The sequence below is a fragment of the Seohaeicola zhoushanensis genome (assembly GCF_014656415.1).
Taxonomy (GTDB): domain Bacteria; phylum Pseudomonadota; class Alphaproteobacteria; order Rhodobacterales; family Rhodobacteraceae; genus Seohaeicola_A; species Seohaeicola_A zhoushanensis.
Genome location: NZ_BNCJ01000008.1, coordinates 1 through 25,591, shown reverse-complemented (window position 1 = coordinate 25,591; position 25,591 = coordinate 1). Strand labels below are relative to the sequence as shown.

Here is a 25,591-nt window from a genome sequence, read left to right as displayed (position 1 = left end):
CGGGGCTTGGAGCCTCAGAAACTGACCGCCTTGAATTTCCGTGTCTGTTCGGTGAGCGCCACTTCGGTCGGCAGCCGTTCCATCGAGGAGGCGCCGTAGAAGCCGTGGCAGTTGCTGGTGTTCTGAAGCATGTAAGCGGCGTCCTCGGGGGACGAAACCGGGCCGCCATGCACGAGGATGATGACGTCCTTGTTGACCCTCAGCGCCGCCTCGGACCAGGCCTCGACCAGCGCCGGGCAGTCCTGGAGCTTGAGCGCGGTCTCGGCGCCGATGGAGCCGCCGGTGGTCAGGCCCAGATGGCAGACGATGATGTCGGCCCCGGCGCGCGCCATGGCGGCTGCCTCGTCGGCCGAGAAGACATAGGGCGTGGTCAGCAGGTCGATCTCGTGGGCCATGCGGATCACGTCGACCTCGAGCCCGTAGGACATGCCGGTCTCTTCGAGATTGGCGCGGAAGGTGCCGTCGATCAGGCCGACGGTGGGAAAGTTCTGGATCCCGGCAAACCCCATGTCCTTGAGCCCGCGCAGGAAGGGGTCGACCATGCAGAAGGGATCGGTGCCGTTGACGCCGGCGAGGACCGGGGTGTTGCGCACCACCGGGAGGATCTCGCGCGCCATCTCGACCACGATGTCATTGGCGTTGCCATAGGCGAGCAGACCCGAGAGCGATCCGCGCCCGGCCATCCGGTAGCGGCCCGAGTTGTAGATCACGATCAGGTCGATGCCGCCGGCCTCCTCGCATTTGGCCGACAGGCCGGTCCCGGCGCCGCCGCCGACAATCGGCACGCGCTCGCGCTTCATCCGCTGGAATTTCTCCATCAGTTCCCTGCGTTCGAACCTGGGCATCAGGCGGATCTCCTTGCTGGGCTTGCGACCGCGGCGAAGGCGCCAAGCAGCGCGTCCGTGAAGGCCGGGTCGTTGATATTGGCGTTTACGCGCAGCACCTGGCGCCGGGCGGTCTGGCGCACGGTGCCTTCGATGGCGTCGAACAGCGCCTTGTCGGCGGCCGGATCGAAGAAGGCCGCCCCGGGTTTGTCGAGGATCGAGACCCCGCCCTCGGGGATCAGGAAGCGCACCGGGCCTTCCATCATGTTGATCCGCGCGCCGATCCATTCGCCGATGGCGCGGTTCTCCTCGGGCGTGGTCCGCATCAGCGTGACCGAGGGGTTGTGGAACACGAACTGGCGGCCGTTGAAGCGTTCGGGCACCGTGTCGCGCGGGCCGAAGTTGACCATGTCGAGCGCGCCGCAGGAACCGACCCAGGGCAGCCGCGTGTCGATCGCGGCGCCGAAGCGGGTTTCGTCACAGGGGAAGACGCCGCCGACCAGCATGTCGGCCACCTCGGTGGTGGTGACGTCGAGGATGCCGGTCAGCAGGCCGGAGCGGGCGAGTTCCTCCATCGCCATGCCGCCGGTGCCGGTGGCGTGGAACACGAGGCAGTCGTAATCGCGTTCCAGCGATTTCTGCAGCGCCTGGACGCAGGGCGTGGTGACGCCGAACATGGTGATGCCGACGGTCGGGCGCGCGCTGGCGCGCGCTCGTGCCATGTCCTCGCCGCCGGGAAGGCCGGCCAGCATCCCGGCCAGCGCGTGGGCGGCATTGGCCAGCACGCGTTCGGAGATCAGATTCAGCCCCTGCACGTCGGTGACCGAGTGGAACATGTTGATGTCGGAGACGCCGACATAGGCGCGGGTGTCGCCGGAGGCGACGGTCGAGATCATGACCTTGGGCACGCCGATCGGCAGGGCGCGCATTCCGGCGGTGGCGATCGACGTGCCCCCCGAGCCGCCGGCAGAGATCAGCCCGCCGATGCCGCGCTGCGTCGCCATGAAGCGGCCGAAGGCCTCGGCCATGGCGGCGACGGAACGGCCCCGGTCCTCGCCGAACACCGCCGAGCTGCCCTGCGGGTGATAGCCGGCAACCTGCAGCGGCGTCACATCCGCGCGCGATGGCTTCTGCGAGGTCGAGAGGTCGATGGTGCGGACCGCGATGCCGCGTTTCTTGAGGCAATCCGCGATGAAGCGCAGCTCGGGCCCCTTGGTGTCGAAGGTTCCGGCGACATAGGCGGTCTTGCCGAACCGCTCGGCCAGGGGGATGTCAAAGACCTTGCTGGCCAGCGCCTCGGGTTTCGGCGCGCGCTCGGCAATGGTGTCGGCGCGCAGGCTGCTTGCCGGGAGGTGCCAGCGGTTGGGCAGTTGCGACAGGGTTCGGATCGCACCCGAGGCCGAGGGCGCCCCGCCCTCCTCGCCCCGCGAGACGACGTAGACCTCGGCCAACAGTTCCGCCGCCGTCCGGCTGTCGGATGACGGCGGCTCGGCCTCGGCCAGGTCGTCGGCATGGCGTCCGACCCCCAGGAGACGCTGCTGCAGGTCGCGGTCGGCGGCCAGCACGTTGGCGTCGAGGATGCGGTTGATCCGCCCGTTGACCATGATCGCCACGGTGTCCGAAACCGAGGTCGCCACGCCGATGTTCTGTTCGATCACCAGGATCGCCATGTCGCCTTCGCGACCGAGTTGCAGCAGCATCTCGGCGACCTGATCGACGATGACCGGGGCAAGCCCCTCGGTCGGTTCGTCCATGACAAGCAGCCGCGGGTTGGCCAGCAGGCCCCGCGAAATGGCAAGCATCTGCTGCTCGCCGCCCGAAAGCTGGGAACCGCCGTTGGTGCGGCGTTCGTAGAGGCGCGGGAAGGTCTGGTAGACCCGGTCGAGCGTCCAGGCGGCGTCATGGCCCGAGGCGGCGGCGAGGCGCAGATGCTCGTCGACGCTGAGGCTTGGCCAGACCCGGCGGCCCTGCGGCACATAGGCGACGCCGGCCTTGTGGATCTGGTGCGGTTCGAGCCGCGAGAGTTCCCGCCCGTGCAGGCGGATCGACCCGGAGCGCGCCTCCTTGAGGCCGGTGATCGCGTTGCAGAGCGTGCTCTTGCCCATCCCGTTGCGGCCGACGACGCTCATCACGCCGGCGTCGAGGGTCAGCGAGACGCCCTGCACGACATGCGCCTCGCCATAGTAGACGTGCAAGTCGTCGATCGCCAGCGCGGCGCGCGGCGTGGCCTGTCCCGGCTTAGCCATGCCCGCCTCCGAGGTAGATTTCCTGCACGCGGGGGTCGTTCTCGATCTCCTCGGGCGTGCCTTCGGTGAACAGCTGCCCGTTGTGCATCATCGAGACGTATTCCGACACGCGCAGCGCGACGTCGAGGTCATGTTCGATGATGATGTAGCCGATGTGCTTTGGCAGGGCGTTCAGGATCTCGATCAGGTCGCGGCGTTCGGTCGGCGACAGGCCCGCCGCGGGTTCGTCGAACAGGATGAAGCGCGGCGCACCGGCCAGCGCGAGCGCGATTTCAAGCTGGCGCTGCTGGCCGTGCGACAGCGTTCCGACCGTCTTGTCGCGTTCACCGTCGAGGTGAACGGCGTGGCTGATCGATTCCGCCTGGGCCATGGCGCTGTCGGAGACGCGCGGGCGTAGCAGCGAGAAGCGGTTACGCGACACGCCCCGGTAGGCGAGGTAGATCGACTCGCGCACCGTCAGGTTGGTGAAAAGCTGCGAGATCTGGTAGGTGCGGCGCAGCCCGCGGCGGATGCGCTCGTGCACTGCCAGCGTGGTGATATCCTCGCCGAAGAAGCGGATCGACCCGCTGGTCGGGTGGAAATCGCCGGTGATGGTGTTGAACAGCGTGGTCTTGCCGGCGCCGTTCGATCCGAGGACCGCGCGCCGTTCGCCGGGCGCGATCCTCATGTTTATGCCGGACAGGGCCGTCAGGGCTCCGAACTGCCGGCCGACGCCATCCAGTTCCAGCGCGTTGGCGCCGGTTCCCTGCAGGCGCGAGGCTGCGACATTCGTTGCCATGGCGGACCCTGTCCTTTCTCGTCCGGTTTACGGGCAGCTCGGGTTTTCGCGGCTGACGGCGCCCAGCGCGAGGAACTCGTCCGTCGGGATGCCGAGGGTCTGGTTGACCTGCGGCGTGACCTTGATGAGCTTGTTGACCAGCGTGCCGTCGGCGGCCTCGGACACCTCGGTCAGGTACATGTCCGCGATGGCGTTGCGGTTGGAGTCGAGCGAGACCTTGCCGGTCGGCGTCTCGAACGAGATGGTCGACAGCTCCTGGCGCAGCTTGGCGCCGTCGTCGGAGAGGTCACCCCCCACCTTGTCGAGCGCCAGCAGCGCCGCCTTCATGTTGATGTAGTAGGCATGGGCGAAGAGCGAGGGCGACGGAAAGGCGCCATCCTGCTTCTTGTAGGCGGCGGTGAAGTCCTTCCAGGCCTGCGAGTCGTTGGTGTCGGCGGTCGGGCCTGCGGCCGGGGTGCCGATCAGCACGTCGCGCATCCGGCCCTTGGCGGTCAGCACCGTCTGGTCGACGGTGATTGACCCGCCGATCAGCGGCGCCTGGCCGCCGGCATCGTTGTACTGCGACAGGAAGTTGACCGCGTCGGCGCCGCCAAGCGCGACATAGATCGCGTCGACGTCATCCGGGATCGCGGCGATCACCGAGGAATAGTCCTTGTTGCCGATCGGCACCCAGGACTTGGACGGAACCGTGCCGCCGGCCTTGCAGAACTCGGCCATGAAGCCGAAGACCTGGGTGTAGGGGAAGGAATAGTCTTCCGCCACGGTTGCGACTTTCTTGTAGCCGCGGTCGTTGTAGGCGTAGGTGCCAAGGCCCGCCATCCACTGGGCGCCGTCAGTCGAGAAGCGGAAGAAGTTGTCCGCCGGGTCGCGCAGCGTGGTGTCCTGTGCGGCCGAGCTGCCGTTCAGGAAGGTCACGTCGGGATGAGTCTTGGCATAGTCCTTGACCGCGATGCCCTCGTCGCCGGACAGCGGGCCGACGAGGATCTTCACGCCGTCCTGCTCGACCAGCTTGCGCGCGGCACGCACGGCGCTGTCGGGCGAGGCGTCGGACGAGCCCTTGACGATCTCGATCTTCTTGCCGGCCACCATGCCGCCAAATTCGTCGACCGCGGTCATCGCGCCGCGCTCGCTGTCCTCGCCCAGCACGGTGAACGCGCCTTCGAAGGTTGCAAGCAGGCCGATCTTGATGGTGTCCGCCTGCGCCAGCGCAATGCCGGGCGCGGTGAGGCCGGTCGCCAGAGTCAGCGCCAGCAACGTCCTTCTCTTCATGGTCATGTCTTCCTCCCTTTGTTTCCAACTTGTTTCGTGGCGGTTCGGAACGTCCGCCAATCCTCGCGCCCTGCCTGCGGCCTGAACCGCTCCCACAGGCCGAGAATGCCGTCCGGGGATATGAAAACGATCAATAGAAACACCAAACCAATCAGCGTGTTGAACCGTTCGGCCCCGATTATGTCGATTGCGAATGTCTGCATGAGGGTGACGACAACCGCCCCCAGGAATGGTCCTATCGGATGGCGCAGCCCACCGATGATGGCGATGACCAGGATGTTGATCGCCGGCCCGACCGCGATGGTGCCGGGCGAGATCCGGCCGTTGAACCAGACCAGCAGCACCCCGGCGGCGCCTGCGATCAACCCGGCCAGCCACCAGGCGAAGACCTTGTGCGCCGTCACGTTGAAGCCGATCGCGCGCATCCGCCGCGGGTTGTCGCGGATTGCCTGCAGCGTCAGCCCGAAGGTCGAGCGCGCCCCGTAGAGCACCGCCGCATAGGCCAGCGTCGCCATGGCCAGGCATAGGTAGTAGAACGGCACGGGATCGCGCCAGTAGACCCCGAAGACCTCGGGCGCGCGCAGGCCGTTGTAGCCGGGGAAGCCGTTGAACAGGGCATAGTTCTGCTGGGTGAAGTAAAAGCAGGCCGTGGCCACGGCCAGGGTGATCATGATGGTGTAGATGCCTTCGGTGCGCACCGCGATCCAGCCGATCAGGGCCGAGACCAGCGAGGCGATGGCGATGGCGAGCGGCACGAAGACCCACCATGGCCAGCCAAAGCCGTGCACGCCGGAATTGTTGACGCCGAAGATCGCCACCACATATCCCGCCGCCCCGGCGACGGTGATCTGTGCCAGCGAGACCATCCCGCCGTAGCCGGCCAGCAGCATCAGCGAAAGCGAGATCATGCCCAGGACCAGCGAATAGCCCCCGATCTGGGTCAGGAAGAAGTCGCTGGCCATCGCCGGGTAGATCAGCAGGAACAGGCCCAGCAGGATATGCGCGAGGCCAAGCGTCTCGATCCAGCTGCGCGCACCCGCGGGCTTCTGCGCCGGGGAGAGGGGCAGATCGCTCACCGCGTCCCTCCCATGATGCCCTGAGGGCGGATCGCCAGCGTGACGACCATGATGACGAAGGTCAGCACCACGCCATAGGTCGGGAAGTAGACCAGCCCGATCTGCTCGGCGAGGCCGATGATCAGCGCGCCGATCGCCGCGCCCACTATCGACCCCATGCCCCCGACGATCACCACGACGAGCGAGGCCAGCAGATAGCGCACGTCCTCGCCCGGTGCGACCGAGAGCGCCGAACCGCCGACCACGCCGGCAAGCCCGGCAAGCCCGGCCCCGAGCGCGAAGACCACGGCGAAGACGACATGCACGTTGACCCCGGAGGCTGCGAGCATGTCGCGGTCATCGACGCCCGCGCGGATCATTGCGCCGATCCGGGTGCGGTTGACCAGCGCCCACAGGCCGACTCCGATGACGATGGCCGAGACCAGCACAACGATGCGGTAGAAGGGGTAGACCAGCAGGACCTCGGTGCCGTTCGAGCGCACCGCCGTAACGATCGGAAGCTGGACCGCGCCGCTCAGCCACTCGGGCGTCAGGATCTGGTAGGTGGTCCCGCCCCAATAGGCCAGCATCAGGTCGGCCGCGACCACCGAGATGCCGATGGTGACGAGTGTCTGGCGCAGGTCGTCGCCTTCGAGCCGGCGGAACACCAGGACCTGCATGACAAGGCCGACAACTGCCAGGATGAGGAAGCCCGCCGCCACCCCCAGCAGCCAGTATCCGGTCCATTCGGCGAATTCGTAGCCGATGTAGGCGCCGAGCAGATAGAGCGAGCCATGGGCAAGATTGACGTTGCGCATCAGCCCGAAGACCAGGGTGAAGCCGCTGGCGACAAGGAAGTAGAGCCCGGCGAGGGTCAGGCCGTTCAGGATGGCCGAGAGGAACGCCTTCTTCGAGATCAGGATGGCGTTCAGCCAGTCGGGCCATTGTGCGAAGACCATCCAGACGAAGATCGCCGCCAGCACCAGCAGGCCCAGCCCCACCCCCTGCCGGCGGGTCATGCCCTGCCCCTGCGACAGCGGTTTCGGGGTGCTGCGGGACGCGTCGGCCATCGCGGATCAGGCCGTCAGCCGGCGGCGGGCGTCATTTGTGCGCGGCGCCTTGTGGAACTTGCCGTCCTTCATGATCGCCAGGATGCGGTCCTTGTTCTGAAGGATGCGCACGTCGGCCAGCGGGTCGCCGTCGATCAGCAGCAGGTCGGCGAGATAGCCTTCCCGGATCATGCCGAGCTCGTTCTCCATGTTCATGATGTGCCCGCCGTATTTGGTCGCGGCGAGGATCGCCTCCATCGGCGAGAAGCCGAGCATGTTGACGAAGGTTTCGATGTCCTTGGCGTTGGTGCCCTGCGGCGTCCAGGCAAAGCCGTAATCGCCACCGATGCAGATGCGGATGCCGCGCCGGTGCATCTTCTTCATGGTGTCGATGCACATCGCCAGTTCGCGTTCGTAGAGCATCGACAGCTCTGACCCCGGCTTGATCCCCCATTGCTCGGCGTGACGGGCGGTGTTGATCAGCCAGGCGATGCCGGGGGCCACGATGTGGCGGTCGCGCGCGGCCTCGAGCGCATCCAGCGCCTCCTCGTTGGCGAAGGAGGCGTGGTAGATGTTCTGGATGCCGTGCCGGATGCATTGCAGCACCGAGCCCGAGGAGCGGGCATGTGCCGCCAAGACCTTGTTGCGGCAGCGCGCCTCCTGCGCGGCCATGGCGACCTCTTCCTCGGACATGGGCGTTTCTTCCGCACCCATGCCGGTGATCTCTTCGCCCGAGAGGTTGAGCTTGATCGCGTCAACGCCGTATTTGATGAGCGTTCGGACCACGCGGCGCACCTCTTCGGGGCCGGACACCACGATGCCCAGGTTCAGACCCTCGTGCGGGATATGCGAGGGCGCCGAGTCGCCCAGCCCCCCCACGGTGGTGATCTCCGGCCCGGCCGCGAGGTAGCGGGGGTCGGGAAAGCGGCCCTCGTTGATGAACCGCTTGGCCACCACGTCGAGCCGCGGCTTTGCCGCCGCAGCGCCCCGGCCCGCGGTGAACCCGGCGTCGAGCACCAGCTTGGCCATTTCCATGGTGACCAGCATGTGCTCTTCGACCTCCATCATCTGGATCGGATCGATGCCGGGGGCGTTGTTCCACGACAGGTGCAGGTGGGCGTCGATCATGCCGGGCATCAGCGTCGCGCCCATGCCGTCGATCACGGTGGCCCCCGACGATGTATGCGACTGCGAAAAGCGCGCCGCGCCGCGGGTGATCTGCTTGATCCGGTTGCCCTGGACCAGTACTTCGCCCGAATAGGGTTGTTCGCCGGTCGCATCGAGAATGCGCACGTTGGTGAACAGGACGGATCCGCCCTCGCCGTTCAAGCCGCTCGAATAGCCTGCCATTTGCTCCTCCCTTCAGCCGTCCGCCCTCCCGAACGTGCGGCGATCCCCTATTCCACGCCGGTCATCTTCGCCCGACGCTTTCAGACAACAGCCGCCGGCACTCGGCGGGCTTTTCTATCGGTGTCCAGTGGCCGCAGCCGGGCAGGACCACGGCCCGGCCCCGCGCCACCTCGTCGGCCAGCTGGTGGGCCACCGACGGTGGCCCGATGGCGTCGTCTTCGCCGGTCACGACAAGCACCGGCATCTTCAGCGCGACCGGATCGGCGCGGCCCGCGCCGGCCAGCGCCTCGCAGTTCTTCGCAAAACCCTCGGCGTCCTGACGCATGTGGCTCTCGCGCACGAAGGCCAGCGCGGCGGCATTGCCGTCGATCGAGCCCGCGGCAAGGCCGGCAGCGGCGACCTGGTCGGCGACCACCTCCATCCCGGATTCGCGCGCCAGGGCGCCACGGGCACGCAGTCGGTAGCGGGCCGCCTCGGCAGGTTCGATGATCGGCCCGAACAGGGTCAGCGTGCGGGCCAGCTCCGGCCGCGCCTGGGCGACATGCTGTGCGATCAGCGCGCCGAAGGAATGGCCCACCAGGTCGGCCTCGGCGATACCGAGATCGGCGGCCATGCGCAGCATGGCGTCCACCAGCATCCGCAGGTCGATCGGCCCCCGAGGCGTCGGCGAACGCCCTGCCCCCGGCAGGTCGGGCCGCACGACGCGGCGACCGCCGAGCGCGGGCATCAACGGCTGGAAGGAATTCGACGTTCCGCCAAGCCCGTGCAGCAGGATGACTGCGGGGCCCGCGCCGTCCTGTTCGATGCACATCCCGGCGGTGATCGTCGTGGTCATGCGCGGCGTTCCGCGAAGCGGTTCTCGAGCGTACCGATGCCCGAGATCTCGACCCGGACGACGTCGCCGTCGCGCAGGTATTTCGGCGGCTTGAAGCCGATGCCGACACCTTCGGGCGTGCCGGTGGCGATGATGTCGCCTGGCTTGAGCGTGACCCCCGCCGAGATGGTTGCGACGATGGTGGGAATGTCGAAGATGAGATCGCGGGTATTGGCGTTCTGGCGCACCTCACCGTTGACCCAGGTGGTCACGGTGGTGTCTGCGACATCGATTTCATCAGCGGTGACCGCGAAGGGCCCCATCGGGCAGAAGGTGTCCTGCGACTTGCCGATGAGCCACTGGCTGTAGCGGCCCTGCAGGTCGCGCGCGGTGACATCGTTGACGATGGTATAGCCCCAAACGTGGTCCATCGCCTCTTCGGGACGGATGCCACGCCCGCCCTTGCCGATGATGACGGCCAGTTCCGCCTCGTAGTCGATGGCCGGCGATACCTCGGGATCGATCAGCACCGGCGCGCCCGAGGCGACCACGGTTTCCGGCACCTTCGAGAAGATGATCGGAAACGGCGGCAGTTCGCCCTGGGCCGCCGAGGAATCAAAGCCGCTGCGAGAGAATTCAAGCGCATGGGCGTGGTAATTCTTGCCAACGCAGAAGATGTTGCGGTCGGGCCGGGGAAAGGGCGCCTCGATCTCGACCGAGGCCAATGGCAGGGGCGACAGGACGTCGAGCGCCGAAATCTCCTTGCCGATCAAGGCCGCCACGCCGCGTGCGGCCTCGTCGGACGACAGCGCGACGGGCGAGATCGACTGACCATCGGCCGATACGATACCCACACGCCTTTCGCCGGCATGCCTGATGCAGGCTACCCTCATACAACATCCTCCCCATGAACCAATTTTCAATTGGCGCATCCTCGACAAGAGCGTATTGGTCAGTTTCCAACCGATCAAGGGGGATTCTCTTGAAATGCGTGAACCAATATGCAAAATTTCGTTGCAATTGGATCGCGGACAGTGAACCAATTTAAAATTGGATCAAACAGGCGGGCCGGATGACCCTTCAGAAGATTGCGACCCTCGACGCCGACCTGCGCCGCCGGCTTGAGGCCGCCGAATGGCCGCCCGGCACGCTGATGCCCACCGAACGGCAGCTGGCCGGCGAATACGGCGTCGCGCGCAACACGATCCGCAAGATCCTGACCCGGATGGTCGAGGAAGGCCTGATCGAGCGGCGGGTCGGCAGCGGCACGATGGTGCTGGACCGGCCGGACAACCAGTTCGCCGACATCCTCGACCGCTTCCTGGATGCCAGCCCCATCGACATCCTGAACCTGCGCATCTTCATCGAGCCGCACAGCGCCGAGGCCGCCGCGCGAAATGCCTCGTCCAGCGAGCTGGAGGCCATCGTCGAGGCCGACGCGAGGTGTTCCGCCGCGACCGACCTGGAACTCTTCGAGCATTGGAACAGCGAGTTCCACCGCCGGATTCACCTGGCCGCGCACAACGCCTTCCTGACCGACTTGTACGACCTGATGGTGATCATCCGATTCCAGGCCCCGATGATGGAGATCCGGCGCCGCTCGTTCACCGAGGAACGCCGGCTTGCCTATGGCGTCGAACGGGGCAGGATCCTGACCGCGCTGCGCAACTGGGACGGCAAGGCGGCTGCCGAGGCGATGCGCGCGCTGCTGATGTCGCGCCGGCGCAACTATTTCGGCCAGTAGGCCAGGCCCGAGGACGCCCCCCATGACCCTACCGAGCAAGCCCCGCAAGATCATCTCGACCGCCGGGACGACGCGCGAGTTCATCTCGATCCTCAAGCGGCTGACCGGCGCCAGTCCGGCCGATATCCTCGCGGTGCGCCTGATCATCGAGCCGCAGGCGGCAGCGGCGGTGGTATCAAGCGCCAGCGGCGCCGACATCAAGCTGATCCGCGAGGCCCACGAGCAGGCAGTGAACGCAGAGGACCTCGCCGAGTTCGAACATTGGGACGCCGAGTTCCACCGCCGGATCTATGCGGCGACTCGCAACGAATTGCTTATCAGCCTGAACAACCTTCTGGGCGACATTCGCGCCCGCGCCCCCTGGATTCGCCTGAAGAAGAAAGTCATTACCGCAGAGAAGCGGAAGGAATACTGCGGACATCACGAGGAAATCATCGAAGCGATTTCGCGACGCAACTCGGCTGGCGCATCGGAAATGATGCAACGCCACATCTCGGCGATCATCGAGGACCTCTTTCCAAGGTGAGCAGTCTGGACTTGCCCGGCTTTGGTGGAGAGCGCGGCTGCGGGTGCTTTCAGACGGATTCGAACTGCTCTCGGCATCGCGGGAGGACGGCGTCCTTATTGAGCGCAGAGACCGCGCCACTCGGCCGTGAACGGTCAGGCGGGCATTCTGATGTGGGTTGTTCATCCTTCGGGGTCCTCGACTGGAGTGTGGCGGTTGCAGCCCAAACCCGTTCCGGGTGAACAACCCAACAAGACTTCACAGCTATGCCGCCGCAGGTCGCTCGATCGTCCCAGTATCAAAATCACATGCCACGACGTCGGCTCGTTCGAGAAGCGAAACCAGGAAATTCACATTGGTCGTCAGCCCGGCAATCGTCATCGCACCAAGCGCAGCTATGAGACGAGTTCGCGCCTCCTCTCGGTCGCTGCCTTTGGCGATAATCTTCAGCATCAGAGGATCGTAGTGAACCGTCACTTCGTTCCCGGCTACATATCCCGCTTCATAGCGGACGCCGGGCATTTCGGGCAGGTGCAACCCCTCGATCCGGCCGGGCGATGGCAGGAACCGCTTGTCGGGGTTCTCGGCGTAGACGCGCGCCTCCATGGCCGCGCCGGTCGACCGGATGTCGTCCTGCGTCAGCATCGGCGGGGTCTCGGGCGCCATGGCAAGACGCAGCTGGGCCGCCACCAGGTCAACGCCGGTGATCTCTTCGGTCACCGGGTGTTCGACCTGGATGCGGGTGTTCATTTCGAGGAAGTAGAAGCCCTCGGTCTCGGGGTCGTAGAGATATTCGATGGTCCCTGCCCCGCTGTAGTTGATCGAGCGTGCCAGGCTGACGGCCGCCTCGGTCATGGCCGCGCGCACCTTCGCCGACAGGCCCGGCGCGGGGGCTTCCTCGATCACCTTCTGGTGGCGGCGCTGCAACGAGCAATCACGCTCGAAGAGATGCACGGCGCCCTGCGCGCCGAAGCCGAAGACCTGCACCTCGACGTGCCGGGCGCGGGTCAGGCAGCGTTCGAGGTAGAGGCCGCCGTCGCCGAAGACGCGGGCGGCGAAGTCGCGGGTGCGTGCGACGGTGGCAAGCAGCTTGGCCTCGGTTTCGACCCGCTGCATCCCATGGCCGCCGCCGCCGGCAACGGCCTTGACCAGCAGCGGATAGCCGATACGCCCGCCCGCGGCGAGGATCTCGCCCTCGTCCTCGCCCAGCCGGCCGGTGCCCGGGAGGACCGGGACACCTGCGGCTATGGCCGCGTCGCGGGCGTTCTGCTTGTCGCCCATGAGCTCGATATGGTCGGCCACCGGGCCGACGAAGATAAGCCCCGCCGCTGCGCAGGCACGGGCGAAACCGGCGTTCTCGGACAGGAAACCATAGCCCGGGTGCACCATCGTGCAGCCGGTCTCGGCCGCCGCCGCCAGCAGGCGGTCGACGTCGAGATAGCTTTGCCGCGCCGGGGCTGGCCCGAGGCAGATGGCCTGATCGGCCATCGCCACATGCGGCAGGTCGGCGTCGGCCTCGGAATGGACGGCCACGGCAGGAATGCCGACCGCATGGGCGGCGCGAATGATCCGGCAGGCGATCTCGCCCCGGTTGGCAACAAGCAGGCGATGCATGGTGGGCCTATCCTTAACCGCGCAGGCGTTGGACGAGACGGGAAGCGCCGACCACCAGGAAGGCCGCGAGCAGGGTCTTGACGACGCTGGGCCACAGGAAGGGCACCAGCCCGGCGGCCACGGCCTTGGGCCAGCCGATCAGCAGGGAGAGCCAGAGCGTGCCGAGCGCGAGGATGACGAGATGCCCGGCGGTGACGGCAGCGACGGCGCGCGGCAGGTCACGTCCCCAGCCGCGGTCGGCCAGCCAGCCCATGAGCGCCCCGCCCAGAAGGAAGCCGACCAGATAGCCGCCGGTCGGTCCGGCCATGTAGGCCAGGCCGATGCCCTTTTCGGGCGTCCCGGCGAAGACCGGCAACCCCGCCGCACCCAAAGCGAGATAGGCGGCAAGCGTGACGCCCCCAAGGCGCGAGCCATAGGCCATGGCCAGCACCGCGATCACCAGCGTCTGCAGCGTCAACGGCACCGGCCAGAACGGGATCTGCGCCTTGGCGGAGGCAACGATCGCCGCGACACCGAGCGCGCAGAGCGCCAGGGACATGATCGGGCGGCTCGTGAATTCGGCGCGGACAAGGCGGTTGCTGGGATGCGTCGTTGACATGGGGGCAGTTCCTTCTGCGAATGAGGGATCAGGTGCCGGCGTCCTTGCTGGCCTCGATTTCGGCCACGGCGGCATTCTTGGAATCGATGATGAGTTTTTCGACAAGACCACCCGCAGCCTCGGCGTCGCGCGCCTCGACCGCGTCGGCGACCTTGCGCCAGGTCCTGGCCGAAGCGGTGCGACGCTCGGCACGGCGCAGGCCGAGGATGGTATAGCGGATCGTCTGGCGCGACAGCGAGGTCAGCATCTCGCTGAGGCGCGAATTCCCGGAAGACGAAGAGATCGTGTAGTTCAGCGCGTAGCTGAGCGGCAGGTATTCGTCGAGCGTGACGGTCTTGTCGCCGTATTCACCGAGTGCACGGGCCCTGTCGATCACCGCCTGGCGGATGCGGTCATCATCGGACTGGCAGAGGTCGCGCATCGCGAGGCGGCTGAGCACTGCGCGGATCTCGAAGATATCGTTGATCTCCTTGGTGGAGAGCTGCGTCACCTTCGCGCCGCGGTTCGGCAGGATCCGCACGACGCCGTCCTTCTCGAGAATGCGCAGCGCCTCGCGGATTGGCCCGCGGCTGACCTGGAAGAGGTTGGCGAGGTCCTGTTCGCGCACCGGGTCGCCCGGCCCGTAGTCGCCGCGCAGGATGGCATAGCTGACCTGTTCGGCGATCTGTTCGGGCAGGGTCTGGGGGCGTCGATAGCGAACCTCGCCATCGGCACCGGCCGCCCCGGTGAACAATTGCGGAATTTCCATTTCCATTTCGGACCACGCTTGCTCCCGCGCCGCCGTAGGCAGGTATTGGCAACCTCCGGCGCGGGAATTCAGGTTGCAGGGCGCATTGTAACCAGTTCCTGCCCCTCGCGCACGGTGTCCTCGGGGGCAACGTGAATTGCCACCAGAGTGCCGGCTTCGGGTGCCAGGACGGGAATTTCCATCTTCATGGATTCGAGGATCATGATGACATCCTCTTCTTCCAGCACATCGCCTACCGCGGCCTCGATCTTCCAGACGGTGCCTGCGATCTCGGATTCAATGGGGAAGTCGGTCATTTCGATATTACTCCGGGAAAGTCAGAAATAGGTTGGCCAGTTGGCCAGCTCGCGCCGGCCCAGGCCGCCGGTGCGGCGATTGGTATGGGTGGCGATGGATCGGGTCAGGAAGGCGCGGGTTTCGCGCGGGTCGATCACCTCCTGCACGCCGAAGACCGAGGCCATGTCATAGGCCGAGGTCCCGGTGCGGAATTCCTCGCAGGCGGCATCAAAGGCCTCGGGGTCGTCCTTGCGGTTGAGCCCATGCACCACGCTGACGCCGATGCCCGGATCCATGAAACTGACGTCGGCCGTGGTCCAGGCGGCGATCTCGTCGCTGTTCTTGCCGCCCCCCATGTTGAGGAAGGCCTGGCCGTAGCTCTTGCGCAGGATGACCGAGACCTTGGGCACCGAGACCAGCTGCAGCGCGTGCATCATGTTCATGATGTGGGCCGGGGCGCCCTTGCGTTCCCCCTGCACCCCGACCAGGAAACCGGGGGTGTCGACCAGCAGGATCACCGGGATGTGGAAGCTGTCGCAGAGCACCAGGAAGTTGGTGGCCTTGCGGCAGGCGTCCGGGTCCATCGCCCCGCCGCGGATGAAGGGGTTGGTGGCAAGGAAGCCGACCGGACGCCCTTCGAGACGGGCCAGCGCGGTGACGACCGCCTTGCCGAAGCGGTCCTTCAGCGGGAAGTAGGAGTCCTCGTCGACAATGGCTCGGATCACCTTGCGAATATCGTAGGTCTTGGCGCGCTGATCGGGGACCAGGTCCAGCAGCGCCTCGGCGTCCGGGGCAGTCCAGTCGGCCTGCACCGGCGGCAGTTCGCCCGCGTGGGCCGGCATGTAGGACAGGAAGCGGCGGATCAGCCCAAGCGCCTCGTCGTCGGTCTCGGCCACGGCGTCGATCAGGCCGGTGGTTTCCGCGTGAAGGCGCCATCCGCCCAGTTCCTCGGCATCAACCGCCTCGCCGATGGCGAGCGAGGTGACGCGGGCGCTGGAGACGGCGAGGATGCCGCCCTTGCGCATCACCAGGAAGTCGGAAATGCAGGAATACCATGTCGAGGAGCCGAAGCAGGGGCCGAGCACCGCGCTGGCCCAGGGCGTCTCGCGGCGGCGACAGTATTGCTGCGGGTCGGCGCCACCCTGCGACATCGATTCGGCGCCCATGGTGTCGGGGATGCGCGCGCCCGAGCTTTCACCCAGGAATACGATGGGCATGCCCGCCTTGGTCGCCGAGCTCTTGATATAGGCGATCTTCTTGGCGTTGGTGGCCGAGGAGGATGCGCCCTTGACCGTGAGGTCATTGGACACGACCGCGACGTCGCGGCCATCGACGCGGCCGAAACCGCTGACCTTGCCGTCCGCCGGGGTAGTGTCGCGATCGGCCTTGACCGCCGAGCGGGCCAGCAGGCCCACCTCGCGAAAGCTGTCCTTGTCCAGCAGCGCGTCGAGGCGCGAGCGGGCGTTCAGAAGCCCCTGCTCGCTGCGCTTTGCAAGCTTTTCCGCCCCGCCCATTTTCCGCGCGGCCTGCCTGCGCGCATCCAGTTCGCGCAATTGCTCGTCATAGGACATTCCAGCTTTCCTCCATCCTTGCGGTGGACGTTGCCACCGATAATGTCTGATTGTCAACAATCTTATTGACAGCAAAATGAAACGAGGTTTGTATTGACAGGGAGATTGGCGATGCCTGCGCCAATGGGAGGGAAGATGTCCTGGCAACCGGAAGTAGACGAGATTCAGCGCCGCAAGCGGCTTGCCGAAAAGATGGGCGGCGAGGAATCGCTCGCCAAGATGCGCGCCGCCGGCAAGCTGAACGCGCGCGAGCGGATTGCCCTTCTTGTGGACAAGGACAGCTTTCGCGAGATCGGGACGATGACCGGCTCGGCCGTCTATGACGCAGAGGGCAACCTGGTCGACGTGACGCCATCGAACGCCATCATCGGCACCGCCCGCATCGAAGGGCGCAAGGTCCTGATCTCGGCGGACGATTTCTCGATCAGGGGCGGCTCGTCCGAGAGCACGATCTCGGACAAGTGGATCTATGCCGAGCGTATGGCGCTGGAGCTGGGGCTCCCCCTCGTCCGGCTGGTGGACACCGCCGGTGGCAGCGTCAAGCTGCTGGAAAAGCAGCAGTCGACCAAGATCCCGGGCTACGCGACCTGGGAGCAGATCAGGATGCTGGGCGAGATCCCGGTTGTCGGCATCGCGCTTGGCGCCTGCGCCGGGCTTGGCGCGATCAAGGTGGTCGGCTCGCACCTGTCGATCATGGTGAAGGGCCAGTCGCAGATCTTCGCCGCAGGGCCTTACGTCGTGAAGGAAGGTCTAGGGATCGACGTCGACAAGGACGAACTTGGCGGCTCGGCAATGCACGCGCGAGGCAGCGGGCTGGTCGACAACGAGGCGGCGGACGAGGCCGACGCCTTTGCCCAGACCCGCCGATTCCTGTCGTATCTTCCGCCCAACGTGCACACCCTGCCCCCAGTGGTCGCCAGCAACGACCCCGCCGACCGGCGCGACGAGTACCTGCTGGAAGCGATCCCGCGCGAAAAGCGGCGGGCCTACCAGGTTCGCAAGATCATCGCGGCGGTCTTCGACCGTGACAGCTTTTTTGAGATGGGCCGCTATTCGGGCCGTTCCAGCGTGACCGGCCTGGCCCGGCTGAACGGGCGGCCGGTGGGAATCCTGGCCAACGATCCGACCTTTGCGGGCGGCGCGATGACGCTGAAGTCCTCGGCGAAGATCGAGAGTTTCGTCGACTTCTGCGACACCTTTCACATCCCGATCGTCTCGTTGTTCGACCAGCCGGGCATCATGATCGGACCGGATGCCGAGAAGTCGGCGACAATTCGCGCCGCGATGCGCGCGCTGGCCGCCATCGACCAGAGCCGGGTGCCCTGGTGCACCATCATCATCCGTCGCGCCTTCGGCGTTGCCGGGGCTGCGCATGGACGGCTGGGTGACATCAACCTGCGCTATGCCTGGCCTTCGGCGAGCTGGGGTTCGATCCCGCTGGAGGGCGGCATCACCGCAGCCTACCGGCGCCAGATCGAGGCGGCCGATGACCCGGAGGCCTTCAAGCAGCAACTGCATGACAGGTATTCCACCTATACCTCTCCGTTCCGGACCGCCGAGCGGTTCGGCATCAACGACATCATCGACCCGCGCGACACCCGCCCGCTGCTCTGCGACTGGATGGACATGGCCTGGGACCAGTTGCCCCGGATCCTAGGCCCAGCCGCGCGAACGATGCGCAAGTAAGGAAGTACCCGACCGATGAAGATAATCGCAGGCGATGAACTCAGCTGGGCTGCCAGGCAGTATCGCGACCGCGTGGCGCTGGTCTTCGGCGACCGCACCCATTGCTATGACGAGATCGACGAGTGTTCGAACCGGCTGGCCAACGCGCTGCGCGGGTTCGGACTGGAGACCGGTGACCGGGTGGCGGTCCTGCTGAACAACTGCGTGCAAAGCGTCGAGACGGTCTTTGGCGTGACCAAGGCGGGCTTGACCTATGTCGCGCTGAACGCGCGCCATACGGCAATCGAGCACGGCGACATCCTGAACGACTCGGGTGCCTCTGTCCTGATCGCCGGCCCCGAACACAAGGCTGCCGCGATTGCGGCCGCCAAGCTGGCCCCTTCGGTGCGATTTGTCGTCGGCTTCGAGTGGGACGAGCTGTCGGCGCCCTGTCTGGACTACCACGACCTGCTCGCCTCGGCCTCGCCCGACGAGCCGCTGGTCGAGGTGGACGACGGCGAACTGGCGCGGATCGTCTATACCTCGGGCACGACCGGCAAGCCCAAGGGCATCGCCTACAGCCACGCGCGCTTCCGCAACCGGCTCGACAACTTCTTTGCGGCGCTGGAATACCGGCTGGGCGTGGATGACAGCATGATCCACGTCGGCCCCCTCACCCATGCCGCCGGCAATTACCTTATCCCCTACTACCTGCGCGGGGCGCGCAACGTGATCCTGCCGAAGTTCGACCCCGAGACGCTGCAGGCGACCATCGAAAAGGAACGGGTGACGCATCTGCTCCTGGTGCCGACGATGATCATCCGGCTGCTCGACGACATCGAGAAGAACGGGGCGCGCTATGACTTGTCGTCGCTCACCCGGATCAATTACGGCACCGCCTCGACCCCCCGGCACATCGTGAAGAAGGCGGTCGAGACGTTCGGCCCGATCCTGCGCCAGCACCTGGGCATGTCGGAATGCCCGCAGCCGCTGACCGTGCTCTACCCGCATGAACACCTGCTGGAGGGCGAAGAAACCGAGACACGGCGGATCGCCTCCTGCGGGCGGCCGACGATGAACGTGAAGATCTCGATCCGCGGCAAGGATGACACCGCCCTGCCCTCCGGCGAGATCGGCGAGATCGCGGTAAAGGCCGAGGGTGTTGCCGACGTCGCCTATTGGAACCGGCCCGAGCTGCGCGCCGAGACGGTGCGGGAAGGCTGGTTCTATACCGGCGATCTCGGCTGGATGGACGAGGAAGGCTACCTGTTCCTCGTCGGACGCAACAAGGACATGATCATCAGCGGCGGCTTCAACATCTATGCCCGCGAGGTCGAGGACGCCCTGCTGCGCCTTCCCGAGCTGGAGGATGCGGCGGTGATCGGGCTGCCCGACCCCGAGTGGGGCGAGATCGTGGTCGCCGCCGTGGTCGCGCGCGCCGGATCATCGCCAACCGAAGCCGGCGTCATCGACGGCTGCCGGGACTACGTCGCGGGCTACAAGAAACCCAAACGCGTGCATTTCGTCGACGCCTTGCCCCGCAACCTCGCGGGGAAGGTGAACAAGGCCGAGCTGAAGCAGAACATCGAGGACCTGCTCGGACTGGCAAAGGAAACACACTAGCGAACTTGTGTCAGGGAGGACACGACATGATTGGACAGGTTTTCAGGAATTTCACACCCCGCGGCCTCATCGCCGCCGCTGCGATCGGGATCATGGGAGCAATGCCCGCAGCCGCGCAGCAGACCGCGAAGCTATCCTACCACTGGGGCCCGACGCACCCGGCGGCGGTCTTTGCCAACAAGTTCGCCGAACTGGTCGGTGAGCGCAGCAAGGGCGCGCTGACGATCCAGGTGTTTCCGAGCGGCCAGCTCTTCGGGATCCGCGACATCCTGGGCGGCGTCTCGTCCGGGGCCGTCGAGATCGGCGGCGCGGTGGGCGTGGTCAGCTTTCCGACGCTGAACAAGAACTACAACGTGACCAACCTGCCGGGCGTCTTCGAGAGCTTCGAGCAGATCCGCGGCTTCTTTGCCGAGACCGAGGTCGGCAAGGCGATCATGGAGGATGTCACCTCGGCTGCCGGGATCGAGATCATCGGCTTCAACCCGGTCGGGCCGAGCGCGGTGTTCACCACCCGCGAGAACGTGACCGGCATCGAGGGCTTCAAGGGGGTCAGCGCCCGAGTCCTGACCGACGCGGACCGTCCCCGTTGGGAGGCGCTTGGCGCCGGCCGCATGGTCTCGTTGCCGACCGGCGAGGTTTATACCGCTCTGCAAAACGGCATGATCGACACCGTCGCCACCGTGCCGGGCGCGATCAAGGGCTACAGCTGGTGGGATTTCCTGAAGACCGCCCAGATGCCCTACTTCCAGTTCAACGACGCCTATTTCATCGCCAACAAGCCCTGGCTCGACAGCCTGTCTCCGGAACTGCGCCAGATCGTGCTGGATGCCGCCGCCGAGATCGGCGCCGAGGCGACCGAGGCCATCATGGCCGAATCCGACAAGGTGCTGGAGGAATTCGCGGCGAAGGGCGGCACCGTCGTGACCTTCGAGGGCGCGGAGCTCGAGAAGCTCTCGGCGATGGAGCGCAACGAGGTGCTGCCCAAGATGCTGGGCGAGGTCGATCAGGACGTGGTCGACGCGGCACTGGCCTATGTCGGCAAGAAATAACGGCTGACGGAACCGGTTTCCTCCCCCGACTTGGTGGCGGCCGCACCGCTGTGGCCGCCACCCTTTTCCGACATAGACCGTCCCCGGCACGGTAGCCGGCGGCCCATTCCAGGATCCGCGGATGCCCCTTCTGCGCCTCTACATGAAGTTTAACGACGTGCTGGGCATGTTGTGCCTGATCGTCGCCTGCTGCGGTGTAGCCTTCGCGATCATCGCCCTGTCGGCCGCGGCGCTCGAACGGCTGCTGTTCGGTTTCGGCTATGCCATCCTGAACGACCTGCCGCCGCTGCTGATGCCCTGGGTGGTCTTTCCGATGATGGGCGTCCTGCTGCGGGCCGACCGCCATGTCACCGTCGACTTCCTCCCGCATTTCCTGGCCCCGCGCGGACGGCTGTTCCTGAACCTGCTGCTGGGCGCGGTGATCTGCGCTGCAGCGGTGTGGCTGCTGATGGGCGGGCTCGACGCCCTCGCCTTCTTCCGCCGGCTGCGCCAGACCACAGAGACCGGCATCCGCTTTCCGCTCTGGTGGATCTACCTCTCGTTCCCAGTCGGCTTTGCCCTGCTCGCCTGGTTCGCGCTTGAAAAGGCCATCACCGCCCTGGTCGAGCTTCTCACCGGCACCCCGGTCCGCAATCACAAGGACGGCCTCCAGTCATGATCCCCATCGCGCTTGCCTTCTCGAGCATCCTGCTGATCCTGTCGGTGCCGATCTTCCTGGTCTTCGGCATCGGCAGCGCCTTGATCGCCTCGGTCGACCTGAATCTGCCCTGGGCCACGCTGCTGCAGGTCTCCTTCGCGGCAGTGACCAAGCAGATCCTGCTGGCGATCCCACTGTTCATCTTTGCCGGCTATACCATGGTCAAAGGCGGCATCGCCACGCGGCTGGTCAACTTCTGCGTCACCCTCGTCGGCCACTGGCCGGGCGGGCTCGGCGTGTCGATGGTGCTGGCGATGGGCTTCTTCGCCGCCTTCTGCGGCTCGATCCTGGCAGCGATTACCGCCATCGGCACCGTGCTGATGCCGCGCATGGTCGAGGAAGGCTATCCCAAGCCTTTCGTCGTCGTGCTTGCCGCAATGGCCGCGCTGCTCGAAGGGCTGATCCCGCCGAGCAACGCCGCGATCATCTATTCCTCGCTGACCTCTGTGCCGGTCTCGCGCACCTTCGCGGCGGGGATCGTGCCCGGCATCGTGCTGATGGTGATGCTGAGCGCCTATGTCGCCTGGCGCTGCCGGCACATGCCGCGTTCGGCCCGCGCTTCGTGGTCCGAGCGCTGGCAGAGCTTCGTGGCAGCGATCCCTGCCCTGCTCACCCCGTTCATCATCCTGGGCGGCATCTATTCGGGCCTGCTGACCGCGGCGGAATCCGCCGCCGCCGCAGGCGTCTGGTCGCTGCTGATCGGCTTCCTGATCTATCGGGAACTGACCTTCCGGGGCGTGATCGAGGCGCTGGTGGCCACGGCCATCGCCTGCAGCGCGATCTTCGTCATCATCGGCATGGCGACATTCCTCTCAGTGGTGCTGACTTTCACCCAGGCGCCGCAGCACATGATCGATTTCCTGACCCACCTGGGCACCGGGCCGGTCACCTTCCTGATCATGGTGGCGATCACCTGCCTGCTGCTCGGGACCTTCATCGAGGTGGTGCCGATCTTCTATCTGGTTCTGCCAATGACGGTGGCCGCGCTGGCGCCTCTCGCCGTGGATCCGATCCACTATTACATCGTGCTGACCGCCTTCATCGGCCTCGGGATGCTGACGCCGCCGGTCTGCGTCGGCCTCTACACCGGCGCAGCGGTGATCCGGCTATCGCCCGAGAAAGCGTTCAAGGAGCTGCCGGGCTTCCTCATGCTGGGCATCGCCTATGGCCTGCTGATGATCCTGCTGCCCTCGCTGGCGACCTGGTTGCCCGGCCATGTTTGACGCCGGTCTCTCGGTCGAGGAGCCGGTGCGCGGCGTGGTGCTGCTGCGCATTGACCGGCCGCAGGCACTGAACGCGCTGACCACGGCTTCGGCGCATGGCATGATCGAACTCTACACGCGGCTGGCCCTGCGCACCGACATGCGGGCGCTGATCCTGACCGGCGCCGGCGAAAGCGCCTTCAGTACCGGCGCCGATCTCAAGGAACGCGCTGGGATGGACGCCATGGCGGCCCGCGCGCAGCACATGGCGCACCGGCTCGCGTTCAGTATTCGCCGGGGCTTCGACTTCCCGGTCATCGCGGCCCTCAACGGCATCGCCCACGCCGGCGGGGCCGAGCTGGCGCTTTCGTCCGACCTGGTGCTGGCAGTGCCCCATGCGGGGTTCGCCCTGCCCGAGATCCGAAGGGGCATCATGCCGGGAATGGGCGGCACCCAGGCGCTGACCGCCGCTCTGGGGCCGCGCAGGGCGATGGAGCTCTTGCTGACGGGCGACGCGCTTGACGCCGAGACGGCGCTGGCCTGCGGGCTGGTGAACCGCATCGTCGCCCCGGAGGCACTGGTGAGCGAAGCCCTTGCGCTGGCCGAGCGGATCGCCGAGGCGCCGCCCCTCGCGGTCAGCGCCGTGACCCGAGCTGTGCGGGGGGCCGGCCAGGGCGGGGCCGAGGCCGGGTTGGCATTGGAACTGGCCCTGCACCAACGGCTGATGGCCAGCGACGACCGCCTCGAAGGTGCCCGCGCCTTCGCTGAAAAGCGCCGTCCGGTCTGGAAAGGCGAATAACCGATGCGCAGGTTCATCATCCTGGGCGGCGGATTCACCGGCGCGGCCACGGCAATCCAACTCGCGCGCCATGCGACTGATCCGCTCGACATCTGCATTGTCGAACCCCGCGAGACGGTTGGCGGCGGCATCGCCTATGGAGGGAACGACCCTGACCACCGGGTCAATGGCACCCATGAGTTGCTGATCCTCTTCCCCGAGGACCTTGGCCATTTCGCGCGATGGTATGCAGCTGATCGGGGCCTCGAACGCGACCCCGAGGCCTTCTGGCCCGCGACAGGCGTCACCTTTGTGCGCCGCAGCGACGTCAGGCGCTACCTGGGCGGGATGGTGGCCGAATTGGCGAGAGAGAACCCCTCGGGCAGCAGGATCCGCCATCAGCGCGGGCGCGCAGTGGCGGTGGCACGGCAGACCAAGGGACTGAAGGTGACGCTTGAAGACGGCCTGGTCCTCGACGCCGACACGCTGGTTCTGGCGGCCGCGGGGCAGTCCCCTTCGGTTCCGCGCGGGGTCAGCGCCAAGGCGGCCGGGGCGCCCGGCTTCATCGCCGACCCGCTGCGTTCCGGCGCCCTGGACGGGCCGGACCGCGATGCCTCGGTCCTGCTGGTCGGGACCGGGCTGACGGCGGCGGATGTCATCGCCTCGCTGGCCCGGCGCGGCCATCGAGGCCCGATCTGCGCGATCTCGCGCCGGGGGCTGCGGCCGCAGCCACAGGGGGCCGCCCCGGATATTGCCAAACTGGTCGAGCGGCTGGCCCGGCCCATGCCGCGCTTCCTCGAACGCCACGGCAGCAAGCTGACGCTGATGCAGACCTATCGCGCGCTGCGGGCTGACCTTGCCCTGGCCGAGGCACAGGGCGGCGACGCCAAGAGCGCGTTCGACGACGTGCGCGACGCGGCGGCCCGGCTCTGGCCCGGCTACTCGCTGGAGGAACAGGGCCGTTTTCTGCGGCACTTGAAACCCTGGTACGACGTCTATCGCTACCGGATGGTGCCACAGACCGGCGCGGTGCTGGACCATCTGGAAAGCACGGGACAGTTGACCTTCAGAAGGAGCCGTTTCCTGAGGGCAGATCTGGATGGTTCCGAGTTCGTCGTCACAATGTCGGGCGGGTCGGAAGGTGACTGGACGGAAAGGTTCGATGCGATCGTCCTGTGCACCGGACCGCGGACACTGGATCATTCACCGCTGTTCGCCTCCCTGCAGGAGGCCGGGATAGCCCGTCCGGACCTGCTGGGCCTGGGCATCGAGGTGGACGCGGAAAACCGCGTTCACGATCGCGACGGTCGCCCACAGGACGACGTCTTCGCATATGGCCTGCTGACACGCGGCGCCTTCGGCGACATGACTGCAATCCCCCAGATCGCTTTTCGCCTGAACGCAACGATCCCTGCCCTGCTACGGCGGCGTCCGGTACGGTTCTGACTTGCCGGCCGGTACAGGTTCACTTGGTGCTGCCAGACCAATGCAAACCAGTCTCCGAATCGCAGGAGGAAGGCTTCTCCATTCAGCGCAGAGACCGCGCCACTCGGTGAGAGCAGCGGCGCGGTTTGCCTTGAGATGGACTCGTGGGGTGAGGCTGCGCTCCTGGTTGAAATGGTCTGAGACGGGGGCGTGCACGGAAGCGAACTTCTGCAAACTTCGCATCCGCCGGAAGCGAAGCATCGCCCGCTCGCGTCGTCGGAATGGAAGGTGAGAATTCTCGGCACGGTTGTTCGCCCAGCGACCGGTTTCCTGCCGCGCGCCGGCACCAATGTCCCTGAGCGCGGCGTCGTAGGATCGAAGACGATCCGTTACGATTGCCTCCGGCCGGCCATGCTTACGCATCGCTTTCTTGAGGAATTTCAACGCGGATTTCTTGTCCCGCGTCTTCGTTACGAAGCTTTCCAGGACTTCGCCCTCATGGTCGACCGCCCGCCAGAGGTAGTGCCGCTCGCCGTTGATTTTCACGAACACCTCATCAAGATGCCAGCGCCATCGACTGGATCGCATACCTTCGATCCGCCGTTTCCGGATCTCAGACGCGAACATCGGACCGAACCGATGCCACCAGAACCGTGACCTAATGGGATGAACTGCCTTCCCACCAACGCGCTGCTACCGTGACGGGCATTG

The 25,591-nt window shown here is 66.3% G+C and carries 23 protein-coding genes and 1 pseudogene; 9 read left to right on the top strand and 15 right to left on the bottom strand.

Annotated elements, in window-relative coordinates:
- Nucleotides 1–14: 14 nt before the first annotated feature.
- From IE266_RS14355 to IE266_RS14315, 9 genes are all read right to left on the bottom strand, one after another.
- On the bottom strand, nucleotides 15–845 hold the full coding sequence (locus IE266_RS14355; protein ID WP_189680793.1) for a phosphoenolpyruvate hydrolase family protein: 831 nt from the start codon (nucleotides 843–845) through the stop codon (nucleotides 15–17).
- Entirely contained in the window at nucleotides 845–3,070 is a 2,226-nt protein-coding gene (locus IE266_RS14350; protein WP_189680792.1) for an ABC transporter permease, read from the bottom strand. The genes IE266_RS14355 and IE266_RS14350 overlap by 1 nt, the downstream gene beginning before the upstream one ends.
- Nucleotides 3,063–3,848, bottom strand: coding sequence for an ABC transporter ATP-binding protein (locus tag IE266_RS14345; RefSeq protein ID WP_189680791.1), 786 nt, complete (start codon nucleotides 3,846–3,848; stop codon nucleotides 3,063–3,065). Before IE266_RS14345 ends, IE266_RS14350 begins: the two co-directional genes overlap by 8 nt.
- Before the next feature lie 27 nt (nucleotides 3,849–3,875).
- Nucleotides 3,876–5,123, bottom strand: coding sequence for an ABC transporter substrate-binding protein (locus tag IE266_RS14340; RefSeq protein ID WP_189680790.1), 1,248 nt, complete (start codon nucleotides 5,121–5,123; stop codon nucleotides 3,876–3,878).
- Complete coding sequence (locus IE266_RS14335) at nucleotides 5,120–6,193, bottom strand: branched-chain amino acid ABC transporter permease (protein ID WP_229864128.1); 1,074 nt, start codon at nucleotides 6,191–6,193, stop codon at nucleotides 5,120–5,122. The genes IE266_RS14340 and IE266_RS14335 overlap by 4 nt, the downstream gene beginning before the upstream one ends.
- Complete coding sequence (locus IE266_RS14330) at nucleotides 6,190–7,242, bottom strand: branched-chain amino acid ABC transporter permease (RefSeq protein ID WP_229864127.1); 1,053 nt, start codon at nucleotides 7,240–7,242, stop codon at nucleotides 6,190–6,192. Before IE266_RS14330 ends, IE266_RS14335 begins: the two co-directional genes overlap by 4 nt.
- A gap of 6 nt (nucleotides 7,243–7,248) precedes the next feature.
- Nucleotides 7,249–8,571, bottom strand: coding sequence for a metal-dependent hydrolase family protein (locus IE266_RS14325; protein WP_189680789.1), 1,323 nt, complete (start codon nucleotides 8,569–8,571; stop codon nucleotides 7,249–7,251).
- A 61-nt stretch (nucleotides 8,572–8,632) separates the two neighbouring features.
- Entirely contained in the window at nucleotides 8,633–9,406 is a 774-nt protein-coding gene (locus IE266_RS14320) for an alpha/beta fold hydrolase (RefSeq protein ID WP_189680788.1), read from the bottom strand.
- Nucleotides 9,403–10,239, bottom strand: coding sequence for a fumarylacetoacetate hydrolase family protein (locus tag IE266_RS14315; protein WP_229864125.1), 837 nt, complete (start codon nucleotides 10,237–10,239; stop codon nucleotides 9,403–9,405). The genes IE266_RS14320 and IE266_RS14315 overlap by 4 nt, the downstream gene beginning before the upstream one ends.
- A 218-nt stretch (nucleotides 10,240–10,457) precedes the next feature.
- Here IE266_RS14315 and IE266_RS14310 point away from each other — a divergent pair, with 218 nt between their 5' ends.
- Together IE266_RS14310 and IE266_RS14305 are read left to right on the top strand one after the other, a co-directional pair.
- Entirely contained in the window at nucleotides 10,458–11,129 is a 672-nt protein-coding gene (locus IE266_RS14310; RefSeq protein ID WP_189680786.1) for a FadR/GntR family transcriptional regulator, read from the top strand.
- Between the two features lie 22 nt (nucleotides 11,130–11,151).
- Nucleotides 11,152–11,655, top strand: coding sequence for a FadR/GntR family transcriptional regulator (locus IE266_RS14305; RefSeq protein WP_189680785.1), 504 nt, complete (start codon nucleotides 11,152–11,154; stop codon nucleotides 11,653–11,655).
- A 243-nt stretch (nucleotides 11,656–11,898) separates the two neighbouring features.
- On the opposite strand, the gene IE266_RS14300 is transcribed toward IE266_RS14305, so the two are convergent.
- The 5 genes from IE266_RS14300 to IE266_RS14280 all read right to left on the bottom strand — a co-directional run bounded on the left by IE266_RS14300 (nucleotide 11,899) and on the right by IE266_RS14280 (nucleotide 16,441).
- Nucleotides 11,899–13,248, bottom strand: a complete 1,350-nt coding sequence (locus IE266_RS14300) for an acetyl-CoA carboxylase biotin carboxylase subunit (RefSeq protein ID WP_189680784.1) — start codon at nucleotides 13,246–13,248, stop codon at nucleotides 11,899–11,901.
- 13 nt (nucleotides 13,249–13,261) lie between these two features.
- Entirely contained in the window at nucleotides 13,262–13,846 is a 585-nt protein-coding gene (locus IE266_RS14295) for a biotin transporter BioY (RefSeq protein WP_189680783.1), read from the bottom strand.
- 28 nt (nucleotides 13,847–13,874) lie between these two features.
- Complete coding sequence (locus IE266_RS14290; RefSeq protein WP_189680782.1) at nucleotides 13,875–14,594, bottom strand: GntR family transcriptional regulator; 720 nt, start codon at nucleotides 14,592–14,594, stop codon at nucleotides 13,875–13,877.
- Nucleotides 14,595–14,662: 68 nt separating this feature from the next.
- Complete coding sequence (locus IE266_RS14285; RefSeq protein WP_189680781.1) at nucleotides 14,663–14,890, bottom strand: acyl-CoA carboxylase biotin carboxyl carrier protein subunit; 228 nt, start codon at nucleotides 14,888–14,890, stop codon at nucleotides 14,663–14,665.
- A gap of 21 nt (nucleotides 14,891–14,911) precedes the next feature.
- Entirely contained in the window at nucleotides 14,912–16,441 is a 1,530-nt protein-coding gene (locus IE266_RS14280) for an acyl-CoA carboxylase subunit beta (protein ID WP_189680780.1), read from the bottom strand.
- 135 nt (nucleotides 16,442–16,576) lie between these two features.
- On the opposite strand from IE266_RS14280, the gene IE266_RS14275 reads away from it, so the two are divergent.
- From IE266_RS14275 to IE266_RS14245, 7 genes are all read left to right on the top strand, one after another.
- Nucleotides 16,577–18,127 carry an acyl-CoA carboxylase subunit beta gene (locus IE266_RS14275; RefSeq protein ID WP_189680779.1) on the top strand — a complete coding sequence of 517 codons (1,551 nt, stop codon included), beginning with the start codon at nucleotides 16,577–16,579 and terminating at the stop codon, nucleotides 18,125–18,127.
- A gap of 15 nt (nucleotides 18,128–18,142) precedes the next feature.
- A complete protein-coding gene (locus tag IE266_RS14270; RefSeq protein ID WP_189680778.1) occupies nucleotides 18,143–19,729 on the top strand; it encodes an AMP-binding protein in 1,587 nt (528 codons plus the stop codon).
- Nucleotides 19,730–19,755: 26 nt separating this feature from the next.
- Nucleotides 19,756–20,778 carry a TRAP transporter substrate-binding protein gene (locus IE266_RS14265; protein ID WP_189680777.1) on the top strand — a complete coding sequence of 341 codons (1,023 nt, stop codon included), beginning with the start codon at nucleotides 19,756–19,758 and terminating at the stop codon, nucleotides 20,776–20,778.
- A 121-nt stretch (nucleotides 20,779–20,899) separates the two neighbouring features.
- Nucleotides 20,900–21,436 carry a TRAP transporter small permease gene (locus tag IE266_RS14260; RefSeq protein WP_189680776.1) on the top strand — a complete coding sequence of 179 codons (537 nt, stop codon included), beginning with the start codon at nucleotides 20,900–20,902 and terminating at the stop codon, nucleotides 21,434–21,436.
- A complete protein-coding gene (locus tag IE266_RS14255) occupies nucleotides 21,433–22,698 on the top strand; it encodes a TRAP transporter large permease (protein WP_189680775.1) in 1,266 nt (421 codons plus the stop codon). Before IE266_RS14260 ends, IE266_RS14255 begins: the two co-directional genes overlap by 4 nt.
- On the top strand, nucleotides 22,691–23,476 hold the full coding sequence (locus IE266_RS14250) for an enoyl-CoA hydratase/isomerase family protein (protein ID WP_189680774.1): 786 nt from the start codon (nucleotides 22,691–22,693) through the stop codon (nucleotides 23,474–23,476). The genes IE266_RS14255 and IE266_RS14250 overlap by 8 nt, the downstream gene beginning before the upstream one ends.
- Nucleotides 23,477–23,479: 3 nt before the next feature.
- Nucleotides 23,480–24,901 carry an FAD/NAD(P)-binding protein gene (locus tag IE266_RS14245; protein WP_189680773.1) on the top strand — a complete coding sequence of 474 codons (1,422 nt, stop codon included), beginning with the start codon at nucleotides 23,480–23,482 and terminating at the stop codon, nucleotides 24,899–24,901.
- Between the two features lie 84 nt (nucleotides 24,902–24,985).
- On the opposite strand, the pseudogene IE266_RS14240 reads toward IE266_RS14245, so the two are convergent.
- Nucleotides 24,986–25,534: pseudogene (locus IE266_RS14240) on the bottom strand (IS6 family transposase); the annotation flags it as partial.
- Nucleotides 25,535–25,591 lie beyond the last annotated feature (57 nt).

What these genes read in the sequence shown, in the direction of transcription:
- IE266_RS14355 (WP_189680793.1), bottom strand. Translation starts at nt 845, where the DNA reads ATGCCCAGGTTCGAACGCAGGGAACTGATGGAGAAATTCCAGCGGATG.
- IE266_RS14350 (WP_189680792.1), bottom strand. Translation starts at nt 3,070, where the DNA reads ATGGCTAAGCCGGGACAGGCCACGCCGCGCGCCGCGCTGGCGATCGAC.
- IE266_RS14345 (WP_189680791.1), bottom strand. Translation starts at nt 3,848, where the DNA reads ATGGCAACGAATGTCGCAGCCTCGCGCCTGCAGGGAACCGGCGCCAAC.
- IE266_RS14340 (WP_189680790.1), bottom strand. Translation starts at nt 5,123, where the DNA reads ATGACCATGAAGAGAAGGACGTTGCTGGCGCTGACTCTGGCGACCGGC.
- IE266_RS14330 (WP_229864127.1), bottom strand. Translation starts at nt 7,242, where the DNA reads ATGGCCGACGCGTCCCGCAGCACCCCGAAACCGCTGTCGCAGGGGCAG.
- IE266_RS14325 (WP_189680789.1), bottom strand. Translation starts at nt 8,571, where the DNA reads ATGGCAGGCTATTCGAGCGGCTTGAACGGCGAGGGCGGATCCGTCCTG.
- IE266_RS14320 (WP_189680788.1), bottom strand. Translation starts at nt 9,406, where the DNA reads ATGACCACGACGATCACCGCCGGGATGTGCATCGAACAGGACGGCGCG.
- IE266_RS14310 (WP_189680786.1), top strand. Translation starts at nt 10,458, where the DNA reads ATGACCCTTCAGAAGATTGCGACCCTCGACGCCGACCTGCGCCGCCGG.
- IE266_RS14305 (WP_189680785.1), top strand. Translation starts at nt 11,152, where the DNA reads ATGACCCTACCGAGCAAGCCCCGCAAGATCATCTCGACCGCCGGGACG.
- IE266_RS14300 (WP_189680784.1), bottom strand. Translation starts at nt 13,248, where the DNA reads ATGCATCGCCTGCTTGTTGCCAACCGGGGCGAGATCGCCTGCCGGATC.
- IE266_RS14295 (WP_189680783.1), bottom strand. Translation starts at nt 13,846, where the DNA reads ATGTCAACGACGCATCCCAGCAACCGCCTTGTCCGCGCCGAATTCACG.
- IE266_RS14290 (WP_189680782.1), bottom strand. Translation starts at nt 14,594, where the DNA reads ATGGAAATTCCGCAATTGTTCACCGGGGCGGCCGGTGCCGATGGCGAG.
- IE266_RS14285 (WP_189680781.1), bottom strand. Translation starts at nt 14,890, where the DNA reads ATGACCGACTTCCCCATTGAATCCGAGATCGCAGGCACCGTCTGGAAG.
- IE266_RS14280 (WP_189680780.1), bottom strand. Translation starts at nt 16,441, where the DNA reads ATGTCCTATGACGAGCAATTGCGCGAACTGGATGCGCGCAGGCAGGCC.
- IE266_RS14275 (WP_189680779.1), top strand. Translation starts at nt 16,577, where the DNA reads ATGTCCTGGCAACCGGAAGTAGACGAGATTCAGCGCCGCAAGCGGCTT.
- IE266_RS14270 (WP_189680778.1), top strand. Translation starts at nt 18,143, where the DNA reads ATGAAGATAATCGCAGGCGATGAACTCAGCTGGGCTGCCAGGCAGTAT.
- IE266_RS14265 (WP_189680777.1), top strand. Translation starts at nt 19,756, where the DNA reads ATGATTGGACAGGTTTTCAGGAATTTCACACCCCGCGGCCTCATCGCC.
- IE266_RS14260 (WP_189680776.1), top strand. Translation starts at nt 20,900, where the DNA reads ATGCCCCTTCTGCGCCTCTACATGAAGTTTAACGACGTGCTGGGCATG.
- IE266_RS14255 (WP_189680775.1), top strand. Translation starts at nt 21,433, where the DNA reads ATGATCCCCATCGCGCTTGCCTTCTCGAGCATCCTGCTGATCCTGTCG.
- IE266_RS14250 (WP_189680774.1), top strand. Translation starts at nt 22,691, where the DNA reads ATGTTTGACGCCGGTCTCTCGGTCGAGGAGCCGGTGCGCGGCGTGGTG.
- IE266_RS14245 (WP_189680773.1), top strand. Translation starts at nt 23,480, where the DNA reads ATGCGCAGGTTCATCATCCTGGGCGGCGGATTCACCGGCGCGGCCACG.